Origin of the sequence: Algisphaera agarilytica (assembly GCF_014207595.1) — a bacterium.
In the GTDB taxonomy this organism is placed as follows: Bacteria; Planctomycetota; Phycisphaerae; order Phycisphaerales; family Phycisphaeraceae; genus Algisphaera; species Algisphaera agarilytica.
Map to the genome: position 1 here is coordinate 3476033 of NZ_JACHGY010000001.1, position 21958 is coordinate 3497990.

A 21958-nucleotide genomic window follows, 5' to 3' on the forward strand; every position below is an offset into this window, starting at 1 on the left:
TTCATGCTTATTTTCGACGGTCACCTCGACATCGCCTACAACGCTTTGGTACACGAGCGCGACCCGCGTTGGAGCGTGGACGAGACGCGTCAACGTGAACTCGACCCGCCGTGCGACGACGGGCGGGGCGAGTGCACGACCAGTTTTGTCGAGATGCGCGAAGCGGGCGTGGCGGTTGCGCTGACCACTTTGCTTGGCCGTGCCAAGCCGTGGGTGAAGCCCGGCCGGCCCCACGCTTTCCGTGGCGGTGACTGGCCCACGCAAGAGATGGTCCACGCCTGGGCCCACGGGCAACTCGCCTACTACCGCGAGATGGAGCGGCAGGGCGAGGTGCGCATCCTCGAAACAGCGCCGCAGCTCCGTAACCACTGGGCACAATGGCAACAAGCCGTGGCGGATGGAAGCGATACCTCCAAACTGCCCATCGGCCTGATCATCACCATGGAGTGTGCCGACCCGACCGTCGCCCCGGATCGGCTTTACGATTGGCACAAGCTGGGCCTGCGGACGTTATTGCTCACGCACTTCGGGCAGGGGCAGTATGCTGCCGGGAATCCCTCGGAAGACGCCGGCAACCCCCACGACCTCGACGGCCCGATCACGCCGCGCGGGCGCGAACTGCTTCGCGAGATGGTCAAGCTCGGCATGCCGCTTGACCTGACCCACCTCAGCGATACTTCGTTCTGGGACGCGATCGAGTACTTCCCCGGCCAGGTGTATTCCAGCCACAGCAACTGCCGAGCGATCAGCGACCAACAGCGGCAGTTCAGCGACGACATGATCCGCGCGGTCCTCGAGCGTGATGGGGTGTTGGGGGTGGCGCTGCCGATCAACATGATCCGGCTCGATCTGATCGAAGGCCCGCCGTGGACGCCGCTCAAACACGAAGTCAAGCTCGAGCATCTGGCCGACCACATCGATCACATCTGCCAACTCGCGGGGAGTGCCGAGCATGTTGCGTTGGGCACCGACACCGACGGCGGGTTCGGCAGCGAGACCTGCCCCCACGGCTACGACCGCCACCGCGACATCCACGTGTTGTCTGAGATTCTGGGCCAACGGGGATACCCCCAGTCAGCCGTCACGGATATTTTCTACGGCAACTGGCTGCGCTTCTATCAGCGGGTGCTTCCGACGTAAAAAAGCCCCGGTCGAAACCGGGGCTTTCATATTCATTATGTGTTTTCGTTGGGGTTAGGCCGCTTCGGCTTTGCGCCGGCGGTGCAGGGCGATCGCGATGCCCACGATGCCCGCCGCCGCGGCGCTCGGAGTCGGTACGGCCTTGGCAGTCCCGAAGCCATCGGTGTCGACCCAGCCGTGCTTCTTGTAGTCCCAATCCACTAGGCCGCCGTCCTTGCCGTAGACCGCACCGTTTTTGCCGCGACGGTCGAAGACGTGCATCCAGACGCCGATGGTTTCACCGTAGGCCAAGCCGATGCCGTCGTCGCCAAAGGCCTTGTTGATCGCCGAGACGTCGAGGGTGAATTCGCCCGTACGCTTGTTCTTGTCTTTCGTGAAGCCCATCGACTTGATGAAGCTGTCATCGTTTTTCGAGCTCGCGATGAGTTCCTGGGTTTTGTAGCTGTTGGCGTTTTGATACTTGTAGATGGACAGGTTGTTGCCGTTCTCGCGGCTGAAGTAGATCATCCCGATCTTGCCTTGCTGACCAGCGGTCTTCGGATTCCCACCGGAGTTGACCACGAGCCAAAGGCTGTCCCAACGCTTGTTCGCCGTCACCGACCAGGAGAACGTCTGGGCCTTCTCGTTGTATTCGCCGGAGAAGCTGTGGACCTTGCCGGCCTTGTCGTTAATCCCTGCCGAGATCTTTTCCCCGTCTTGGTTGTAAAACGCCTTGCCGATCCGGTTGGCTTCGAACGAGTAGGAAGACCCCGCCTGAGCGACGCCAGCGATCGAAGAAAGGGTGAGTGCCGCCACGAAAGTCATTGATTTGAACATGGTTGAGTGCTACGCTTTTGAATCAGATACAATGGGTCTGGTTGGTGATCAACCATGCCTCATGTTTCTTTCGTGGCGAGCACTTTGATGCGGGCGCGCATGAAAAACCGCCTCCAACGGAGGTGTATCTGCCTTAAGTCGCATAGACGTTACAGCCGGCCCCTATCCAGCGGCCCGATAACCGAATCGCGATATCCAGAAATACCCGAGCGTTCTACGCAAGCTGGCTGGCGGCCGCTTGGGGGAAGCCGACTTCCAGCCACTGCGCATCGCTGGTTACGCTCACCCTGCCGCCGGTCATGCCGGGGGGCAGCAGGACCGTGTCGCCCGGGCCGAAGGGCACGGGTTCGGCGCCGTCGCAGGTCAGTTCGCCGCTTCCATCCAGCACCATCCAGACCGTGGGTTGGTTCTCGCCCGCGACGTCTTCGAAGCCAGCGACCGCGGTGACTTTGTCGATGGTGAAGAACTCGCAGACGACCAGACGCTCGACCGTCGCGCCGTCGGACTTCGACGGTAGGGCGGTGAACAGTTCGTAGGAACTCACGTCCGGCGGGCCGAAGTGGATGCACTCGATGGCTTGATCCACGTGCAGCTCACGGCCGGTACGTCCCCAGTCGTACACGCGGTAGGTCGTGTCGCTAGGCGTCTGCACCTCGGCGACGAGGATGCCCGCGCCCAAAGCGTGGCAGGTGCCCGAGGGGACGTAGTGGCAGTCGCCGGGTTTCACCGGGACTTCGATCATCAGCGGGACGACCGCTTCGTCGGTGTTGGTTTCGATGGCGGCGCGGAGTTGCTCGGGCGTGACGCCTTCCTTGATGCCTTTGTAAATGACCGCGCCCGGCTCGGTCGAGACGATGTACCACGACTCGCTCTTGAGAAACGCGTCGTCGTGCGCCTCGGCGTAGGCGGGCGAGGGGTGGACCTGGACCGAGAGGTTTTCGTTGGCGTCCAGATACTTGAGCAGGATCGGGAACCCGCCGTCGTCCGAGAGCGGCAGGTTGCCCAGGACGTCGCTTCCGTGATCGGCGATCACCTGGGCGAGCGTTTGCCCGGCGAGGGGGCCGTTGGTGATGACCGACCGCTCGGACCCGCCGCCGCCGCCGGAGACCGAGGTCGTGGCGAGGTCGACCAGCTCCCACGATTCGCCCACCATGGCCTCCGGGGTGGGAAGGCTGCGGCCCAGGTTTTCGAGGGTGCGTCCGCCCCAGACTTTTTCTTTGTAAACGGGGGTGAACAAAAGCGGGTACATAGGCGTCTTAGTCATGGTCAGGGCATCATATCGATTTGTCCGTGGCGAGCGGTCGCCCGGGTGGGTGGCCCTTATAATCTGAGCATGATTGAGCGACGTAAAACCCGGCAGGTCCAGCTCGGCGACGAACGCGTGGGCATCGTGAAGATCGGTGGCGACGCCCCGGTGTCTGTGCAGACCATGACCTCGGGGTACACCTACGAGATCAATTCCTGCGTGGCCGAGATCAACCGCATGGCCGCGGCCGGGGCCGACATCGTCCGGGTCGCGGTGCCCGGCAAGAAGGACACCGCCGCGCTCAAAGAGATCATCCCGCAGGTCAGCGTGCCGCTGGTCGCAGACGTGCACTTCCACTTCGGCCGGGCCCTCGAATCCGTCGAAGCGGGCATCCACAAGATCCGCCTGAACCCCGGCAACATCAACGACCGCAAGCAGGTCGAAGAGGTCATCGCCGCCTGCAAAGAAAAGAAGCTGCCCATCCGCATCGGCGTGAACGAAGGCTCGATCATCGAACGCAAGGACAAGCAGAAACGCCTCAAAGAGCTCGGCGGCGTCTTCTCCGACAACAAGCACGGCCACTTCCTCGCGATCATGATCACCAAGCTCGAGGAATACCTCGACATCTTCTACGAGAACGATTTCTACGACATCACCATCAGCGCCAAGTCGCCCGACCCGACGCTGGTCATCGCCGCTTACACCGAGATCAGCAAACGCTTCGACCACCCGCTGCACCTGGGCGTGACCCACGCCGGGCCGAAAGAGACCGGCACGATCCGCAGCGTGGTCCCGCTCGGGCACCTGCTCGCGGCGGGCATCGGCGACACGGTGCGCATCAGCTACGCCAACGACCCGGTGTACGAAGTCGAGGACGCGCTGGAGATGCTCTATTGCCTGGGCCTGCGGGAACGCAAAGGGGTGGACCTGATCGCTTGTCCCACATGTGGGAGGATCGAGGTGGACTTGTTCACCCTCGTTCAGCAGGTCCGTGAGATCATGGCGGACGAAATCGAGTTGCCGATCAAGGTCGCGGTGATGGGCTGCATCGTCAACGGTCCCGGCGAGGCCGAGGGGGCGGATGTCGCGGTCTTTGCGGGCAAGCAGCGAGGAATCATCTATGTCCAAGGCGAAAAAGTCGCGACGGTGCCCGAGGCCGAGATCCTCACCGCCTTGCTCGAAGAGTGCAAGAAGTTCGAGGCCCGGGTGAAGGCTGGAGAGGCGAGCCTGGGCGAAAAGGTTGTCGATATCGTCCCGCCGGACCCCATCGGGGAGCTGGGCAGCGGGATCGAAAAGATCGCGGCGGGCCAGGTCGCCACGCTGACGGTCGAAGGAAAATAGACCGATTGGTCGCTAAATCTTGTAAACTGTTCCAAGATGATTGGGTTGACGTAATTCTTTTTGGGGGCGCTTTTTCGGGCTCGTCTGGCTTGGAAGTACTTTTTTTGGGGTATCGGTTAAATGATTACATTCGATTGCCAGGGTTGCGGACGCACCATGTCGGTGCCGGATAAGTACGCGGGTAAGCGGGTGCGTTGTCCCGCGTGTCAGACCGCGCAGCGTGTGCCGATTTCCGAGCCCTCGCTGGACGGGGACGACGATCAGTATCAGAGTCAGCCGCTCGCGGACCTTTCGGGCCTACAAGACACCAGCATGGGGTCGGGCGTCCGTCGACTCCGCCAGATCCTCATCGGCTGCGGCGCGTGCCAGAAAACCATCAAAGTCCCCGAGGCCAGGCTCGGCAAGACGACGCCTTGTAATTTCTGCGGCACCGTACTCAAGGTCGATGCGTTCAACCTGTCCAAGGCCAAGGGCGACCTCATCGACATGACCCACCTCGAGTTGGAGAAGGCCGACCTTCTGGCCGAAGGCGGTTCTCACGGCTCGACCCTGGGTGGCTCGTCCATCCAACTCGACGGGACCGGCAGCGGGGGTACCGGTTACCAGATGAACATGCCGCCCGCCGGTTCGATGTCTGGCGTCTCGATGAACAACAGCCAGACCCAGATGCGCGAGCTCCGCGAGCTCAACGACCTGAAGCACAGCGGGCAGATCAGTGCCGAGGAGTACCGCGAACGCAAGAAGGAAATCTACTCCGGGAAAACGCTGGCGATTCAGGCCATGTCGCGCTCGGCCGACGGCACGGGTGGGCGTCCGGTGATCAAGCGGGACGATCGGCCCGGCCTGTTGCCGAAGCCGGTGATGGCTTTGATTGTTGTGCTGATCATCGGCGGAGCCGGTTACGCCGCTTTCATGGCGATCTCCGGGTCGCCTTCATCGTCCACCGAAGTCGCGGAGACCCCCAAGCCCACCGCTCCCGTCGAAGCCGAGAACGCGGCCGAGGAAGTGGCCGTTGAGGAAGCGGTTCCCGAGGAAACGACGGAAGTCGAAGCACCCGTCGAGGCTGAGGTGGTGGAGATGCCGCCGGAACAGCCGGTCGAAGAGACCGCCGAAGCCGACCCGTACGGCGGGTTGCCCGTGACGATGTTCGAGATCGATGAGTCGATCGCATCGATGGAAGATGCGAAGGCGTCGGGCTCGGGGCAGGCCGCGGTGACCATGGTGGTCAAAGATTGGCAGACGGGCTGGCCCGACCAGAACGACCCCGAAGCGCGGAACCGCGCGATCGGCAAAGCCTGCGACGTCCTGCAACGCATTTCGGTCCGGGACGACCGTGCCACCATCGGTGTCGCGGTGGGGCCGGCGGCCACGGGTTTGGATAGCCCGGAATACCTCGACTTCCGTCAAGAGATGCACGACATCCTGACCCAAACCGCCCGGGCCAACGGCGTCTTCGATGACTTGGTGCTGCGTTCGAGCGATCGTGCGGCAAGCATGGGAGGTTTGGAATCCCATCGCATGCACGTCACGTCGAGAAGCAACCGCAACGTTCGGGCCACCATCCTGACGGGCGTGCAGGACGGCTACTGTGTGAGCTACTGGTTTGCCGGCGCCAAGAACTTGTACGACGAGTTCCTGGACACGGTGGGCCAGGCCGAGCTTGGTCCCCGATAAGGCGTCAGCCGCTTTGAGGTTAATAGTGCATAGACGGGCCGACGGCAGCCACGACCGCGGCGAGGTCTTCGTCGGTCAGGTCGGCGCGGAGGCTGAGCCGAACCCGAGTCTGGCCGGGAGCAACCGTGGGGGGGCGGATGGCCACGGCCAGTACTCCGTGCTGTTCGAGACGTTGTTGCAGAGCCAGGGCCGCATCGATCTCGCCGGTCATCAACGGCACGATCGGCGTGGGGATGGCTTGCTGCAGGCTTGGCCAGCCTAACTCGCTCAGCCGGTCGCGCAGCGCTTGGCTTAATTCATGCAGCCGGAGGCGGAGGTCGGGCTCGTCGGCGATCACCTGCATCGCCGCACCGATCGAGGCGGCCTGAGCGGGCGGAACCGCGGTGCTGTAGATCAGCGGACGGGCTCGGTTGATCAGGGTTTCGATCACGGCCCGGTCGCCGGTCACGATCCCGCCCAGGCTTCCCATGGCTTTGCTCGCGGTGGAGATCGTGATCAGGATGTGTTCGGAAACGCCCAATTGCTCGGCGAGGCCCGATCCCGTTTCACCCAGCACACCGGTGCCGTGCGCTTCGTCGATGACGACCAGGGCGTCGTAGCGTTGGGCCAGTTCGCACAGCCCGGGCAGGTCGGCCGTGTCGCCGTCCATGGAGAAAACCGAGTCGGTCACGATCCACCGCGTCGCTTCGGGGGACTCGGCGAGGTGGCGTTCGAGAAGACGGGCGAGTTTGCGGTGGTCGGGCGGGCCGTGGCTGTGTGGGTAGGTACGAACCTCAGCGGCGGAATACTTCGCGGCGTCGATCAGGCTCGCGTGGTTGAGCTTGTCCTGACAGATCAGGTCCCCGGGCTGCGGAAGCGCGGTGAGCACCGCAAGGTTGGCGGTGTAACCGGTGGGAAAGATCAGCGCCGCCTCAGCGTGTTTGAACGCGGCGAAGGACGCTTCGGTCTGCTCGTGGATGTCCAGATGCCCGGCGACGAGTCGGCTGGCCCCGCTGCCCACGCCGTGTTGCTCGATGGCCTGCTTGGCCGCGGCTTTGAGATGGGGGTGGTCGGCGAGCGCAAGATAATCGTTGCCCGCGAGGTTGAGCATCGTCTTGCCACGCCAAAGCACACGCTTGCCGGCAGAGGGCAGTGCTCGTAACTCACGTCGGAGGGAGTTGGATTCGAGGTTGGCTAGATCGGCCTGGAGGCGTCGCCGCAGGTTCTCCGCCGCGTTACGGGGAGAAACGCCTTGCGCGTCGGGAGCGGTCATTCGTCGTCGGAGTCGAGATCGATCTCGATGTCACCCATGTCCGAGCCGTTCTCGCTCAGGGTGAGTTTCATCAGTCGGCCGACCTTGAACTTCACCGTGCGTTTCGGGGGGACCTGAACGGGTTCCAGGGTCTTGGGGTTCTGGGCCATGCGGGCACGGCGTTGCTTGACCTCAAAGACACCGAAGTCGCGGAATTCCAAGCGGTTGCCTTTGCCCAATTCGAGGATGATCGAATTGAGGAAGGTCTGGACGATGTTTTTCACGACCACCCGCTTTTGGCCGGTCGCCTCGGCAATCTGGTCGATCAATTCTTTCTTGGTGACGGTAGCCATGGACGAAAACCTCGGGAGCGGCTCAGATAGGGCAGGCGGAATGGGCAACACACCTTGTCGGCGGGGTCGAGAGTGTTACGGTCGGGCCGGCTCTCGGTTGCCTTGAATAACCCCAAAGGACCTACGCAGTATGGCAACCCGACGCCCCGCGGTCAAGCCCCAAATCGTTTTCTGGACTAAGATTAACGATATGGAGGTCCGGTGTTGTTGCCCCGCGGGCAACCCCATAAGATGGCCGGAGGGGGGCCGGAAGCGGCCTGTTTAAACTGTTCCATCCGCTCCCGCTTTACCTATTCTGTCACCGGACCATGCCCGGAATCGCCAAATGCCCGTGACTCCCTTGCCTTCTGAAGTCGATCCCGCCGCCCTGCGCATCGTGTTGTACCCCCACCCGGTGCTCCGCGAGGTGGCTCAGCCGTTGGATGAAGTGGACGACCACGTCCGCGGGGTCGCAGACCGGATGATCGAACTGATGCACGAAGCCCGCGGCGTGGGCCTGGCCGCCCCGCAGGTCGGTCTGCCCTGGCGGATGTTTGTCATCAACCCCACCAACGAGCCCGGCGAAGACACCGTGATCATCAACCCACAGCTGTCCTCTCCCGGCTCGCACACCGAACCACGCGACGAAGGCTGCCTGAGCCTGCCGGGCATCACCGCCGAGGTCACCCGGCCCACCGAAATCACGCTGTCCGCGCTCGACCGTGATGGCAACCCCTTTACCCTCAGTAGCGACGATTTCCCCGCCCGCGTCTGGCAGCACGAGTACGACCACCTGGACGGCGTCCTGATCCTCGACAAGATGACCCGCATCGATCGTATGGCCAACAAGCGTGCGATCGCCGAGCTCGAAGCCGGTGGGGCGTGAGCGTTGTGGGAGTAGGCAGTAGGCAGTAGGCAGTAGGATGTTAGTTGGAAGTTCTTTTCAACGAGCCATGGAATTGGTGCCTCGGCCGTGTCATCGCTCGTTCCCCAATTCCTAACCCCCAACACCCAAGCCCCCAACACCCCCACACCCATGAAACTCATCTACTTCGGTGCCGGCGCCTTCGGCCTGCCCACGCTTCAAGCCCTACACGCCTCGCTGGACCACGAAGTGATCGCGGTGGTGTCGCAGCCCGACAAGCCTGCGGGGCGCAAGCGTGTGCTTACGCCGACGCCGATCGCGCAGTGGTCGGCCGAGCAGGGCATCGACACGTTGAAATCCGACGATGTGAATACGCCGGAGTTTGTCGCGCAGATTTCGGCGTTGTCGCCCGATGCGTCGGTGGTGATCGCGTTTGGCCAGAAGCTTTCGCCGGAGCTGCTCGGTGCGATGGGTAGGCTGGCGATCAACGTGCATTCCTCGCTGCTGCCCAAGTACCGCGGCGCGGCCCCGATCAACTGGGCGATGATCGAGAACGAAGCGGTCACCGGCGTCAGTGTGATCGGCCTGGCCCAGAAGATGGACGCGGGGGAGATCTACGCCACCGCCGAGACACCGATCGACCCCAATGAAACCGCGGGAGAACTCCACGACCGACTTGCCGAGCTCGGCCCCGGCTGCGTGGCGAAGGTGCTGGACGATCTGGCGAACGACACGCTCTCGCCGATCGTTCAGGACCACACGCTGGCGACCAAGGCACGCAAGTTCACGAAGGCCGACGGCACCGTTGATTTCAATCAGCCCGGCGCACGGGTGCGATCGCGTATCCACGGCCTGACGCCTTGGCCGGGTTGCCGTGTCGTCTGGCGTAGCGACTCGACCGGCGAAGAACAGACGTTGATGCTCCGCCGTGTTTCGGATCATCCTTCAACGAAAGATTCGCAAGCCCCCGGCACCGTGTTAAACAACCTCGCGATTGCTTGCGAATCGGGAAGCATTGAATTGCTGGAGGTCCAAGCCCCCGGCGGCAAAGCGATGGCGTTCGCCGAGTTTTTGAAGGGGCACGGAATCAAGCCGGGCGACAAGCTTTCGCCTTTGTCTTGAGGCTTGCATCCGAAAATAGCAGATAAAAAAACAGCCCACGTAACGCTGCCCTTATTCCAGCCTAAGCCTTAGAAGTGGCTCTCGGGGTGCTTGTTGACAGGTCGTGAGCTACAACCAATATCGGGCAGGCGGGCTTAGGGGCCTAAAGAAATTCACGAAAATCTCAGAAAACCCGTTTCCAGGGCTCTGAGGCGTGTTTTAATCGCGGCCCTGGATATCAATCCCCGAGGTAGGACCCCAGCAGACGTAGCCGGTCGTAACGCTTCTTCACCAGGTTTTCTGGCTTGAATCGCTTGAGCTCGCGCAGCGACTGGATGATGAACTTCTCGAGTTGGTCGCAGGCCGCGGAGGGGCGGCGGTGGGCTGCGCCGAGGGGTTCTTCGAGGATCTCGTCGATGGTGCCGATCTTGAGGTTGTCCTGGGCGGTGACCTTCATGGCCTCGGCGGCCTTGGCGTTGTTCTCGGGGTTGGCGGTCTTCCAGAGGATCGCGGCGCAGCCTTCGGGGCTGATGACCGAGTACCAGGAGTATTGGAGCATCGCGAGCTTGTCGGCGACGCCGATGCCGATCGCGCCACCCGATCCGCCTTCGCCGATGACGACGCTGACAATGGGCACTTTCAGGCGTGACATCTCGCGCAGGTTCACGGCGATGGCTTCGGCCTGGCCGCGCTCTTCGCTGCCGATGCCGGGGTAGGCGCCGGGGGTATCCACGAAGGTCACGATGGGCAGGCCGAACTTCTCGGCGAGCTTCATGCAACGCAGCGCCTTGCGGTAGCCTTCGGGGTGGGCGCAGCCGAAGTGGCAGGCGATCTTGTCTTTGACGGTCTTGCCCTTGTGGTGGCCGACGACGAGGCACTTGTGCGGGCCGATGCGTCCGAAGCCCGCGATGATGGCGGGGTCGTCACCGAAGTGGCGGTCGCCGTGCAGCTCGGTGAAGTCTTTGACAAAGGCGTCGATGTAGTCGGACGTCTGCGGCCGGCCGGGGTGGCGGGCGACCTGGACGGTGTGCCAGGCGTTGAGGTTCTTGTAGATCTTCTTGAGCATCGCCGTGTGGGATTGGCGGAGCTTGCGCAGGTCGGCGGAGAAGTCCACGGTGGGGTCGAGGCCTACGGCCGAGCGGTCGGGGTCGGCCTGGGCTTCAAGCTCGTTGATCTGGCGTTCGAGGGCGAGCAGGGGGCGCTCGAATTCGAGTTCGTAGTTGCCGGTGTATTCGGAGAGGGTGGTCATGGGGCAGGCGCTAGGGGTTGGGCGCTAGGCGCTGGTTTGGGGGCCGCGGGCACGGATTTTCGTGGCGGCTGGGGGGTCGTGATAAAGCGTAAACTGCATTATAGTTAGAACTCATGCTGGATGAAATTCGCCGAGTCGTGATTGTGGGGGTGGGGCTTCTCGGGGCCAGCGTGGGGCTGGGGCTGAGGGCCAGAGGTTTCGCGGGTGAAATCATCGGCGTCGGGCGTCGTGAACAGACTCTGGAGACCGCCCGCCGGTTGGGGGCGATTGAGCGGGGCGAGACCAAGCTTGCAAAGGCGGTCTCGGACTGCGACGGAGCGATGATCGTGGTCGTGGCGGTCCCGGTCAGTAAATTCGGCGAGGTTTTCAGCTCACTCTCGGGGCATCAGCGGCCCGGGATGGTCATTACCGATGTAGGATCGACCAAGGGCAGCGTGGAGGCGGATGCTGCGAAGTTCCTATCCATGCCCCAGTTTTTCGTGCCGGCCCACCCCATGGCCGGGTCGGAGCAGTCGGGCCCCGAGGCGGGGCAAGCCGACCTCTTCGAGGGACGGCCTTGTGTGTTGTGTCCCAATGATCAGACATATGAAGGGGCGCTTGCCCATGTCACGGCTTTGTGGGAGCTGCTGGGGGCGAAGCTGTTTACGATGTCGGCTGAGGATCACGACCGACAGGTCGCTGCGGTGTCGCACCTGCCTCACCTGATGGCGGTGATGCTGGCGATGACTGCGGGAGAGATGGGACCGTTGGACCTGGCATCGAGCGGCTTCCGTGACACGAGTCGGCTGGCCCTGAGCAATCCGCCGATGCGGACGGATATTGTCATGGCCAATCGTCAACCGATCGGCGAAGCCTTGGATCGCTTGGTTGAAGTGCTTGGTGAGATACGCCAGATGATCCACGAGGGCGATGCCGATGGTCTGCTGGAACGGCTGACGGAAGTTCAGAAACGACGTGCGGATTGGGAGGATCAGCGGGGCTGATTTTCTTTTACACGGGGGCGTACAGGCTTACAATTTGATTCGAAATCTATCGCGACGAACCGGGAGTGTTATATGCAAGCCTACGGGATGAAGACTTTGCTGCTGCCTTTGTGTTGTTTGGTGGCCTTTCTGCCGACGGGGATATCCGCGCAGCCAAGTGTGGAAGAGCAGATGCTCGAAGAATTGAAGTTGTTACGAGCGGATGTGAAAGCCCTGAAGGCTCAGGTAGACAGTCTGGAAGAAAAACTTTCGGAGCAGCCGAAGCCCGTCGATGAAGTCGAAGACCTCGGGCCATGGGGCGACGCTTGGCAAGAGCGGAAGGCCGACCCAGAAAAATTGGCGGAGATCGAAGCCAAAATCAACGGCCATCTCACCGAGGGCGAGGCGTTACAACTGGTCCAGGAAATCGATCTGCTAACCGCAGGTCAGAACAGCTTCAGCCCCCAGGACCCACAGACACGGTTGTTGGCCAAGATCGGCAATCTGCATCCACCGGTCATTATCGATGCAATGTCGCTGCACAACCTTCACCACCACATCGATTACGGCTTGAACCGTATCAAGTGGCGTGACCACAAGGAACTGGTGTTGGATCAGCTTGCCCAACAGCCCGGGCTGGTTAAAGTCCTGATCAGCAACGGGTGGGTTGAGGAAGCAACGCCCACTCTGCTCGATGGGCTACGCGCTCGGGAGGACTTGCCGATCGAGTGGTTCCGGGCGGCTCTGGTGGTTGCGGAGCCTGGTGATCACGATGCGGTGGCTCGGTATTTCGCGGGGATGGAGGCCTGGGAGATCGATGAGGCCTACGACTTGTTACGGCTTGAGCGTGATTTTGATTTGGATCACGCGGTTGAACTGGCCTGGGAGATGAGCCGCTTCGATGATCAGCACGACCGCCTTGCGGTGGCTCAATTCGCAGCAGCGCACGGCCACCTCGATGCATTGGGCGTGCTGTTCGGGGCTCTGCCGGATGATGAAGACCCAGAAGGCGAGCACGCCCATATGTTCTGGCATGGAGAAGACCCACGGAGCATCATTATGCTGTTGACTCCGGCGCGTGGCAGCAATGCGGAGCTCAAAGAGTGGTTCGAGGCCAAGGAAAAGTTCTTGATCTTTGATCCCAATCGATCGAAATGGTTTGTGCAGCAAGCCTCGGTCAGTTGATTGTGTCCTCTTAGGCAACGGGGGCGTTGCTCAGTGCCTGTGGGCGCTTAGGCGGTTATGCTGTGCCGATGAGATATCCGCTGGGATTTATCGGCGCGGGGAACATGGCTGAAGCGATCGCCCGCGGTGCGGCCCGGACCGGTGTCATCCCGGCCGAGCAGATGATCGCGGCCGACCCCAGCGAAGAACGCCTACAGGTGTTCGAGTCGTTCGGCGTGACCAGCGCTTCGGACAACCTCGGCCTAGTCAACGCGGCGGACACGGTCGTGTTGGCGGTGAAGCCGCAGATGCTCTCGGCTCTCGGTGAGCCGGGGCAGGGGGCGTGGTGGGCGATCGACCCCGAACGGCACACCTTCATCTCGATCATGGCGGGGATCAGCAGCGCCAAGATCTGCGAGGCGATCGGCAAGCCGGTGCGGGTGGTCCGCGTGATGCCCAACACGCCGTTGATGGTCGGCAAGGGCATGGCGGGCGTCGCGCTCGGCGAGCACGCCCAGCCCGGAGACGACGAGTTGGCGATGCGGCTGTTCGGAGCTTGCGGCGAGGCGGTACGGGTCAGCGAGAAAGATCTGGATGCGGTCACGGCCGTCTCGGGCAGCGGCCCGGCCTACGTCTTCTACCTGGCCGAGGCGATGCAGGCGGCGGCGGACGAACTCGGCTTGTCCGAGCAGGCTCGACTTCTAGTGAACCAGACGATCCTGGGCAGCGCCGAATTGCTCTCGCAGTCTGACGACACCCCCGCGGAGCTGCGCCGTAAGGTCACCAGCCCCGGCGGCACGACCGCCGCCGCCATTGGCCATCTCGAAGAACAGGGCGTCCGCGAGACCATTGTCGCGGCGCTCCGCGCTGCACGGGACCGCTCGATCGAGTTGGGCAAGTGACACAAGCCTGAACCCATAAAACATGGCCGTGGTGCTGAGTTCACCACGGCCATGCTATTTAACGTATTCAGATTTTTATAGCGTGCAGTCAGCCGGACATTCTGATCCAGGCTGTTCGCCGCACGTCTTATTGCGATGCGCGGACCAGCACGAGCCAGTCCTGCTTGGGCTGCGAGGGAGCATTGCCGAGCTTGGCGGCCGCTCCGCCCTTAATCGACGTGACCGAGCCGTCGGTCAGTTCGCCGCCTTCGCGTGGGTTGAACCACTGCACGGAAAACTCGCCCTCGGCCTTGCTCAGGTCGAGCTCGGTCGATCCGCCCTTGGGCAGGTAAACAAGGTAGACCTCGCCGGGCTTGGCTAAGCAGTAGCGAGAGTTGTTGTTCTCGTTGTTGCCGATGAGTGCATTCGCATTGCTCATGTCCCAGAACGGAATTTCGTGGTCACGGAAGAAGTTGAGCGCGATCGCGCAGTACTTCCAACTCGATGCCCGGCTACGCCAGTCTTCGGCCTTGAGGTCGTTTTCGGGAAGTTGATACCCGAAGTAGTACTCCACGCCCGCGCCGCCCGCCATGAGGTTGCCCCACAGCGTGTACTTGCGGACGTCTTCGGCGGTGTGGACCTTGTTGCCCTTAGCGTCTTTGCCGTCCCAGCCCTTGTAGCCGAGGTCCGGCGGGGCACCGGTGTTGGCGCCGCCTTGCTCGTCTTGGGCAACAACCCAGGGCTTGCCCGCTTCCGCAGACGCCTTGATCCAGCGGAGGCCGCGTTGGTGGGCATTGCTCCAGTTGTTCTGCAGCGAAGCGCCGGTCAGCGCCGACTTGTCACCCAGCAGGTGGGGGTAACGCTGTTCCTGCTGGTTGGGGTAGGTGTGGATCACACGCAGGTGCTGGTACGGGTCCATGTCCGCGATGTATTGGGCCATGTCCCGCTGTTCCTCGGGGGTTTGCGTGGTTTCTTCGCCGAGGTTCCAGTTGAGGGCGAGCAGGTAGCCGTAGCGGGCGATGAGCTCGCGGAGGTAGATCCGGCGTTCGGGGCCGAGCTTGCCGCCGTCGAGCGCAGCCTTGACGAAATCGGTGTTCTTCTTGCGGTGGTCGTCGATTTCGGTTTCCTGCAGCTTGAAGTGCAGGTACATGCCCTTGGTCTGGGCGTGGTCGAAGACGATGGCCCACTGGTCGAGCTTCGAGCAGTCGAAGCGCATCTTGTCGCGGGGATGGATGTACGGCCAGACGTTGCTGCCGTCGCCGTCGACGTTGTAGGTCAGGAACGAGAAGGCGTTGCACCCGGTGCCCGAGAGGTAGTTGATCGCACCGATCAGGCCCTTGCCCTTACCGCCTTGCCAGGTCGGGTCGCCGTCTTGCCAGTCCTTGAGGTGGGGCGACCAGGTCTTGATCGGCCCGGCCTTCTGCTTCAGCGTCCGGGTGTCGTCGAAGTCGGCGAAGGCCAGCAGCGTTTCGGGGGCGTCGGCCCCGGCCTTGAGGAAGTAGCGTCCGCTCCCGGCGAACTGCAAGTGGTGCTTGCCGACGTACTGCAGGCGTCCTTCGCCCCGGAAGTCACGATCGATCTTGTCCGTCAGCGTGACCTGAAAGTTGCCCGCGATGATATCGGGGTTGCGCTTGGCAAACGCCTGGGGGGCTTTGGGGTCGATCGCGATGTTGGGGCCCGAGAGCAGCTCGATGCTGTAGGACCACATGCCGGTCTTGTCGGGGGACAGGTGCGCCCGCCAGACGTTGCCCGCCTTGGCCGATGTCTCACCGGCGTTGCCGTCCGCGGCGAAGTAGCCGGGCACGTCGTAGCTCGGCTCGCCCGACTCGTGGGTGAAGCGGACCGTCATGCGGTAGTCGGTGAACGGGTTGGGCGCGTCGGCGCGGTCGCCGTCCGCCTTCCCGTCGCTTTCGGTGGCGAACGGCCCGGCGAGCGACAGCGTGACTTTGTGCCACTGCTTGAGCTCACCGTCGATGGTGACCGACCGGTCGCCATCCTCTCCCGCCCATGCGGAACCAAGGAATGATGAAGTGATTAACCCGGCGAGCAGAAAAATAGATGCGATGCGGACCATGTGGTACTCCTGAATGGCGCAAAGAGAGAAAAGAGATACGACACGAGACAGGTGGGCAGCACCCCGGAGGGAGACATAAGATAGCACACAATGACCTATTCGAACCTGCGAACGTTTGTTGAAGCCCTGGAATCGGCCGGTGAGCTACGCCGGATTTCCGTACCCGTGTCCTCGATGCTGGAGATCACCGAGATCGCCGACCGGGTGAGCAAGTCCCCCGCGGCATCGGTTTCTGAGTTTGCGAAGGACTTCGATCCGCACCACGCCGATCTCGGCGGGAGCGCGTTGCTGTTTGAGAACGTCCAGACCCCCGAGGGGCAGGCGAAGTTCCCGCTGCTCATCAACGCCTTCGGCAGCTACCGCCGGATGGAGATGGCGATGGGTTGTGCCGAGGCGTCGGGGGCCTCGGGAGGGGGGTTCGATGGTCTGGCGGAGAGGGTGGCGTCGCTGGTGAAGCCCGAGCCGCCATCGTCGCTGATGGAGAAGGTGAAGAAGGGCGTCGAACTCGCCAAGGTGGCGGGGCAGGTCCCGCCCAAAGTGGTGAAGTCGGGGCTCTGCCAAGAGGTGGTGAAGGTGGGCGATGAGATCAACCTGTTTGATCTGCCGATCATCAAGTGCTGGCCGGACGACGGCGACCCGCGCACCTGTGGCTACGGGCTCTCGCCCGAGAAGGCGGGGACCGCGCAAGGCCAAGGCCGATACATCACCCTCGCAGGGATGTACACCATCCACCCCGACGACGCGGGCAAGCCGGATGGCGATCCCCGCCCCTCACGCAACGTCGGCATGTACCGCGCCCAACTGCTCGACCGCAACCACACCGCCATGCACTGGCACATGCACCACGACGGCGCGAGCCACTGGCGGGCGTGGAAGAAACACAACACCGCCAAGGGTGATCACACCGGCGGCATGCCCTGCGCCATCGTGCTCGGCGGAGAGAGCGTGCTGCCGTACAGCGCGACCGCGCCGCTCCCGCCGGGCATCAGCGAGCTCATGTTCGCCGGGTTCCTCAACCAGGGCAGCATCAAGCTGGTCAAGTGCAAGACCGTCGACATGCACGTCCCGGCCAACGCCGAGATCGTCATCGAGGGATACGTCAGCACCGAAGCGGGGCCCATCGGCTACGACCCTCGGCCACGCTACGGCGAAGCGCCGCCCGACCTGGGGCCCGGCGCCGTCTTCGAGGGCCCGTTCGGCGACCACACCGGCTTCTACTCGCTGCCCGACCGTTACCCTGTCTTCACGGTCACTGCGATTACGCACCGCGAGAAACCCATCTACCCCACAACCATCGTCGGCCGGCCGCCGCAGGAAGACTACTACCTCGGCAAGGCAACCGAGCGTGTCTTCCTGCCGCTGCTCAAGACGCTCATCCCCGACATCATCGACTACGACCTGCCGATGTTCGGCTGCTTCCACAACTGCGCCTTCATCAAGATCAAGAAGGAGTACCCCCTCCAGGCAAGGCGGGTGATGCACGCGGTTTGGGGTGCGGGCCAGATGGCGTGGACCAAGTCGATCGTGGTGGTGGACGACGACGTGAATGTGCACGACCACGAAGAGGTCTTGTTCCATTTGTTGGCCAACGCCGATCCCGGCCGCGACATTGAGTTCGCCAACGGCCCGCTGGATATCCTCGACCACGCCGCGCCTCGACTCGGCGCGGGCACCAAGATCGGCCTCGACGCCACCCGGAAAATCCCCGGCGAAGAGGTCAACGGCAACCCCGTTCGCGATTGGCCCACCATCCTCAACATGAGCGACGACATCCGGCAACGCGTCTCCGAGCGTTGGTCCGAGTACGGCTTGTAATCTCCGACGCTATTGCTTACATCTCACCTCGCCCACAAGGTTCGACTCACATGGCTCAAACTCCTGTCCGCTCCAAGACCTGGCTAACGATTCTGATGATTGTCGGCATGACCGTACTGACGGGGTGTCAAAGTAAGTCCGTCGAACAAGCGGAACGCTACAAGGGTTGGGACCAGGCGGTCATTCTGCGCAACTCGGTTGCCGAGGCGGTGATCGTCCCGCCGATCGGGCGGGTGTTGTCGTTCCGGCTGCTCGGCGGCGAGAACGTGCTGTGGACCGATCCCGATCTGTATGGCCAACTCGCCTCCGAAGAACGCCCGGGGTGGGAGAACTTCGGCGGCGACCGTCTCTGGCCCTGGCCCCAAGCCGACTGGGAAAAGAACGCCGAGGGCCACGCCCTGAACCCCGATACGTTCGACCAGACCCCGCTGGACCGTACGATCGAGGGGTTTACGGTGATCCTTGAGGGCAGTGCGGGGGCCTACGGCGAACGCTTCGAACGTCGCATTTCTCTCGAGCCCAACGAGGCCAGCCTCCGTATCGAAAACCGCATCACCAATCCGCGTCCCGGCACCTCGGCGTGGCAGATCGCCCAGATCCCCATCTCCGATCGCGTTGTCGCGGTGGTCGATCCCGGGGCCGAGCTGGACAACCTTCAGGAACACATGTTCGGCGACCTCGATTTCACCGAGCTCATGGAGCGGCCACGGCCCGATCAGCTCATCGTGAACATCCCCGAGCAGCGCATGACCAAGACCGGCGTCGCCACCGACCACCTCACCGCCGAATACGCTGGCCACCGGGTGAGCCTGATTGCCGAGGAACCCGAAGCCCTCCCGGTCCGCACCGACCGCGGCCAACTCTGGTTCTCCCCCGACTTCATGGAGCTCGAGCTGATCGGCCAACCGTCACACCACGGCGAAGACGCGGTTCTGGTGACACGGCTCGTTATCGAAACGCCGTAGCTCATCCACTGCGAAGGGTTGACTCCCCGCCGCAATTGGGAACTCGGACTTGGCTTGGGCATGAATCTATTTCCAGATTCTTATCTGGGAACAGGCAGGGGTTTGGGGTACATTCTGGTTTATTACTTCTCGGAGGTTTCATGCGATATCAAGTTTTATGTTCGGCGTTGCTGTGGTGTGTTGGGTTGGGCGTGACATCGGCCTTGGCCGAGGACTTGCCGGAACCCGAGGTGCTAGCGCAGTGGGGCGCTGTGGAATGGGCGGAGGCCGCAGAACGTGTTGCACCAATTATCGAGGACGAGTTCGATCGCGAAGATGTGCTGACCAATATCTTGTTCGCGCTCTGCCAGGTTCCCGGCCAGGAAGAACGCGTCGAGGCGTTGGCCGATGCCTCGGTCCAGCGGATACAAGCACTGGGCGGCGATCCGTTGGACGCGGATTACCAGTATCCATCGTCGGTGTATGCGTATGCCCGTATCGGCAAGCTGGACAAGGCACGCCAAACCCATGCCTTGATCCAGGACCCCTCGGAATCCACCTGGGGCCTGCTCCAGTTGGCGTGGGGTACCGCTGAGCGTCAGGAGATCGAGGCGACTGCCGAGTTGTTTGAACAGATTGAAGCGGGGATGGCGGACCTCGACGAATTCACACGGGGGTGGTACGAAGCCGAAGTCCCCATGTTGATGTGGCTGGTGGGGCAGCAAGAGGCCGCGATGGCCAAGGCCGAAGCGATTGTCCCCGAGGATGCGAGCGCGGACGCTTTGCTCTACCTCGGCGACCTGGCGATGGATTTCGGAGACGAAGCGCTGGCTGAAAAATGCCTGAACCAAGCCCAGGCCATTATGAAACGCTTGCCGGATCGTGGGCTTTGGCAAGTGGCCTCGGCGGCTTCGTTGAAGGCCCGCCTGGGCGCACCGGATGAGGCGGCGATCATGATGCTGCGGCTGAATGAACCCTATGAAATAGTCCAGGTCGGCGGCGAGGTGGCCCGGGCGTATCAGGCCGCGGGTAATGCGCAGGGCGCTGAGCAGATGTTGACCCGACTCCAGCGGGTGGTCGAATCGGTGCGGCCCGAGCCGGGGTTTATGGAGGCCGGGGACATTGCGTATCTGTGGTCGGATTGGGCGGTGGCGGCACACGACTGTGGCCGAGTGGATATGGTCGCCGAGGCGTGGGCCCAGTCGGACAGTTCGCTTACCCAAGGCATGATCGCAACCGGCATCGCGATTGAGATCGCGTGGGTCCAATGGATCGAGCAGCATAAAGATCAGGTTGAATGACCCCAGCCGTTTCGCATCCAGCGGCCGGATTCAGGGAAGCTCGGGCACCCAGAGGTAATACATCCCCGAGTCCGCCGCGTGGACGGTCGACAGCGCGTCGTCCAGGTTGATCTGCAACAGATTGATCTGCGTGGAAGAATCGCTTCTCGCCGTGGCCGGGGCTTGGGAGTAGGGGCCGCTGACGTAGTCGAGCGGGCGGTGGGCGACGAAGACGTCGGCGGTGCTCGCGCCCGAGAGTTCTTTCGCCTTGGAGATCCCGTCTCGGATGTCGCCGAGCTGATCGACGAGGCCGAGCTCGTACGCACGTCGGCCGGTGAAGACACGGCCGTCGGTAATCATGTCCCAGGTGTCGGCGTCCACGTCCGTCCGGTTCTCCCGGACCACGGTGACAAAGTCGGCGTAGAAGCGATCGACCAGCCCCTGCAGAATTTCGCGCTGGCTGTCTTCAAGGGTTTCCAGGGGCGAGCCCGCCGCTTTGTTGGGCCCACTGACCAGCGCCTCGGCCTCGACGCCGATACGGCTGAGCGCGGGCTTGACGCTGACGGTCTGGAAGATGACCCCGATGCTGCCGGTCACGGTGGAGGGGTAGGCGATGATGTGGTCCCCGGCACAAGCGAGGTAGTAGCCCCCGCTGGCGGCGACATCCATCATCACCATCACGACGGGCTTGCCGGTTTTGGTTTTGAACCGCTGGACCTCGCGGTACATCATGTCGCTGGCGGTGACGGTCCCGCCCGGGGTGTTGAGCCGGAGGACGACCGCCGACACCCGGTTGTCGTTGGCGGCCAAGCGCAGCCCCTCGGTCAGCCGGGCGACGGGGTTGTCGCCCGCAGAAAGCAGGCCGCCCTGATCGGCGTTGGCGATCATGCCCGTGACGTCGATGATCATGATGTGTTGGCTGCCCCAGCGCCCGTCGCGTTCGATGGGGGTGGTGGTCATCGATTGCCCGCCCGGCGCGACGCCGACGACGAATGTGGCGGGGCCGCAGCCGACCAGGGGGAGCAGCGCCAAGGCGATCAGCAACACGAATCGATACAGGGTTTGCATGGGCAAGCCTTTCGGGGGCAATAGCTAGCGATATACTAGCGGCCCCAGGGAGTGTAGCTCAGTGGTTAGAGCAGGCCACTCATAATGGCTAGGTCGCGGGTTCGAATCCTGCCACTCCTATTGCGGTCAGGCGACGTTTATAAAATGGGGGTCCGAAATTCTGGTCCGGTGGGGCGGAACCTGCGATAATTCGGGTATGGGTTTAGCGTTCAATCTTCTTGCTCAGACGGCCACGCAGCCCGCGGCTGCTTCTCAAACCCCTTGGTTGGTTTGGGGCATCGTTTTGCTGGCGATCGCGGTGGCGTTGTTTTTCGTGGAGGTCTTCCTGCCGACGGGCGGGGTCGTCGGCGCGGCTGCGGGGTTGGCTGCGGCAGGTGGGGTCGTCTGCTTGTTTTGGCGTGACTCCACGCTCGGCTTACTCGCGGCGACCGGGGTGATCCTGGCACTGCCTTTTGCGATTGCGTTTGCGATGAAGGTCGCGCCGGACACGCCGTTTGCCCGATGGATCACGCTGAAGGATGCGCAGGAGCCGCTCACGCCGCAGAATCGGATGGAACCGGGGCGGCCCGTTTCACCCGAAGCCGACAACCACCGCATCAAGGTCGGCGCCAAGGGGCAGACGTTGACGCCGTTGTTCCCCGTCGGCACTTGTCTCATCAACGGGAAACGCGAAGAGTGTCTGGCCCGGCACGGCACGATCGAAAAAGGCACCGACGTCCGAGTCGTGGCCGTCGATGGCACCGAGGTCTACGTCGCGCCGGTGGAAGCCGGTTGA

Annotated in this window: 19 protein-coding genes and 1 tRNA gene; 13 read left to right on the forward strand and 7 right to left on the reverse strand. The window is 62.7% G+C overall.

Annotated elements, in window-relative coordinates:
• Positions 1-3: 3 nt before the first annotated feature.
• Positions 4-1140, forward strand: a complete 1137-nt coding sequence (locus HNQ40_RS15115; RefSeq protein WP_184678663.1) for a dipeptidase — start codon at positions 4-6, stop codon at positions 1138-1140.
• A 54-nt stretch (positions 1141-1194) separates the two neighbouring features.
• On the opposite strand, the gene HNQ40_RS15120 is transcribed toward HNQ40_RS15115, so the two are convergent.
• On the reverse strand, positions 1195-1956 hold the full coding sequence (locus tag HNQ40_RS15120; RefSeq protein WP_184678664.1) for a hypothetical protein: 762 nt from the start codon (positions 1954-1956) through the stop codon (positions 1195-1197).
• 214 nt (positions 1957-2170) lie between these two features.
• Positions 2171-3220 carry a type I phosphomannose isomerase catalytic subunit gene (locus tag HNQ40_RS15125; RefSeq protein ID WP_184678665.1) on the reverse strand — a complete coding sequence of 350 codons (1050 nt, stop codon included), beginning with the start codon at positions 3218-3220 and terminating at the stop codon, positions 2171-2173.
• A 69-nt stretch (positions 3221-3289) separates the two neighbouring features.
• On the opposite strand from HNQ40_RS15125, the gene ispG reads away from it, so the two are divergent.
• Positions 3290-4543 carry a flavodoxin-dependent (E)-4-hydroxy-3-methylbut-2-enyl-diphosphate synthase gene (gene ispG, locus HNQ40_RS15130; protein WP_184678666.1) on the forward strand — a complete coding sequence of 418 codons (1254 nt, stop codon included), beginning with the start codon at positions 3290-3292 and terminating at the stop codon, positions 4541-4543.
• A 120-nt stretch (positions 4544-4663) separates the two neighbouring features.
• Positions 4664-6217, forward strand: a complete 1554-nt coding sequence (locus HNQ40_RS15135; protein ID WP_221435557.1) for an SHOCT domain-containing protein — start codon at positions 4664-4666, stop codon at positions 6215-6217.
• A 19-nt stretch (positions 6218-6236) separates the two neighbouring features.
• Here the strand turns inward: HNQ40_RS15135 and HNQ40_RS15140 are convergent, their stop codons facing one another.
• Together HNQ40_RS15140 and HNQ40_RS15145 are read right to left on the reverse strand one after the other, a co-directional pair.
• Positions 6237-7469 (reverse strand): aminotransferase class I/II-fold pyridoxal phosphate-dependent enzyme, encoded by a 1233-nt coding sequence (locus HNQ40_RS15140; protein WP_184678668.1) that lies wholly within the window; start codon positions 7467-7469, stop codon positions 6237-6239.
• Complete coding sequence (locus HNQ40_RS15145; RefSeq protein WP_315852779.1) at positions 7466-7852, reverse strand: HU family DNA-binding protein; 387 nt, start codon at positions 7850-7852, stop codon at positions 7466-7468. The genes HNQ40_RS15140 and HNQ40_RS15145 overlap by 4 nt, the downstream gene beginning before the upstream one ends.
• 274 nt (positions 7853-8126) lie before the next feature.
• Here HNQ40_RS15145 and def point away from each other — a divergent pair, with 274 nt between their 5' ends.
• Entirely contained in the window at positions 8127-8666 is a 540-nt protein-coding gene (def, locus tag HNQ40_RS15150) for a peptide deformylase (RefSeq protein WP_184678670.1), read from the forward strand.
• Between the two features lie 150 nt (positions 8667-8816).
• Positions 8817-9767: a methionyl-tRNA formyltransferase gene (fmt, locus tag HNQ40_RS15155; protein WP_184678671.1), complete on the forward strand. Its 951-nt coding sequence runs from the start codon at positions 8817-8819 to the stop codon at positions 9765-9767.
• A 217-nt stretch (positions 9768-9984) separates the two neighbouring features.
• Here fmt and HNQ40_RS15160 read toward each other — a convergent pair whose 3' ends face one another.
• Positions 9985-10995, reverse strand: coding sequence for an acetyl-CoA carboxylase carboxyltransferase subunit alpha (locus tag HNQ40_RS15160; protein WP_184678672.1), 1011 nt, complete (start codon positions 10993-10995; stop codon positions 9985-9987).
• A 113-nt stretch (positions 10996-11108) separates the two neighbouring features.
• Between HNQ40_RS15160 and HNQ40_RS15165 the strand changes: the two genes are divergently transcribed.
• The 3 genes from HNQ40_RS15165 to proC all read left to right on the forward strand — a co-directional run bounded on the left by HNQ40_RS15165 (position 11109) and on the right by proC (position 14023).
• A complete protein-coding gene (locus HNQ40_RS15165) occupies positions 11109-11978 on the forward strand; it encodes a prephenate dehydrogenase (protein WP_184678673.1) in 870 nt (289 codons plus the stop codon).
• An 87-nt stretch (positions 11979-12065) separates the two neighbouring features.
• On the forward strand, positions 12066-13142 hold the full coding sequence (locus tag HNQ40_RS15170) for a hypothetical protein (RefSeq protein ID WP_221435558.1): 1077 nt from the start codon (positions 12066-12068) through the stop codon (positions 13140-13142).
• A 68-nt stretch (positions 13143-13210) separates the two neighbouring features.
• Entirely contained in the window at positions 13211-14023 is an 813-nt protein-coding gene (proC, locus tag HNQ40_RS15175) for a pyrroline-5-carboxylate reductase (RefSeq protein WP_184678675.1), read from the forward strand.
• Positions 14024-14150: 127 nt separating this feature from the next.
• On the opposite strand, the gene HNQ40_RS15180 is transcribed toward proC, so the two are convergent.
• On the reverse strand, positions 14151-16076 hold the full coding sequence (locus HNQ40_RS15180; RefSeq protein WP_184678676.1) for a DUF5060 domain-containing protein: 1926 nt from the start codon (positions 16074-16076) through the stop codon (positions 14151-14153).
• 90 nt (positions 16077-16166) lie between these two features.
• Between HNQ40_RS15180 and HNQ40_RS15185 the strand changes: the two genes are divergently transcribed.
• The 3 genes from HNQ40_RS15185 (at position 16167) to HNQ40_RS15195 (ending at position 20136) form a co-directional block, all read left to right on the forward strand.
• A complete protein-coding gene (locus HNQ40_RS15185) occupies positions 16167-17891 on the forward strand; it encodes a UbiD family decarboxylase (RefSeq protein WP_184678677.1) in 1725 nt (574 codons plus the stop codon).
• A 50-nt stretch (positions 17892-17941) separates the two neighbouring features.
• On the forward strand, positions 17942-18856 hold the full coding sequence (locus tag HNQ40_RS15190; RefSeq protein ID WP_184678678.1) for a hypothetical protein: 915 nt from the start codon (positions 17942-17944) through the stop codon (positions 18854-18856).
• A 140-nt stretch (positions 18857-18996) separates the two neighbouring features.
• Positions 18997-20136 carry a hypothetical protein gene (locus HNQ40_RS15195; protein ID WP_184678679.1) on the forward strand — a complete coding sequence of 380 codons (1140 nt, stop codon included), beginning with the start codon at positions 18997-18999 and terminating at the stop codon, positions 20134-20136.
• 30 nt (positions 20137-20166) lie between these two features.
• Here HNQ40_RS15195 and sppA read toward each other — a convergent pair whose 3' ends face one another.
• Positions 20167-21183, reverse strand: a complete 1017-nt coding sequence (gene sppA, locus HNQ40_RS15200) for a signal peptide peptidase SppA (RefSeq protein WP_184678680.1) — start codon at positions 21181-21183, stop codon at positions 20167-20169.
• 47 nt (positions 21184-21230) lie between these two features.
• Between sppA and HNQ40_RS15205 the strand changes: the two genes are divergently transcribed.
• Both HNQ40_RS15205 and HNQ40_RS15210 read left to right on the forward strand, forming a co-directional pair.
• Positions 21231-21303, forward strand: a tRNA-Ile gene (locus HNQ40_RS15205).
• A 76-nt stretch (positions 21304-21379) separates the two neighbouring features.
• Positions 21380-21958 (forward strand): NfeD family protein, encoded by a 579-nt coding sequence (locus HNQ40_RS15210; protein WP_184678681.1) that lies wholly within the window; start codon positions 21380-21382, stop codon positions 21956-21958.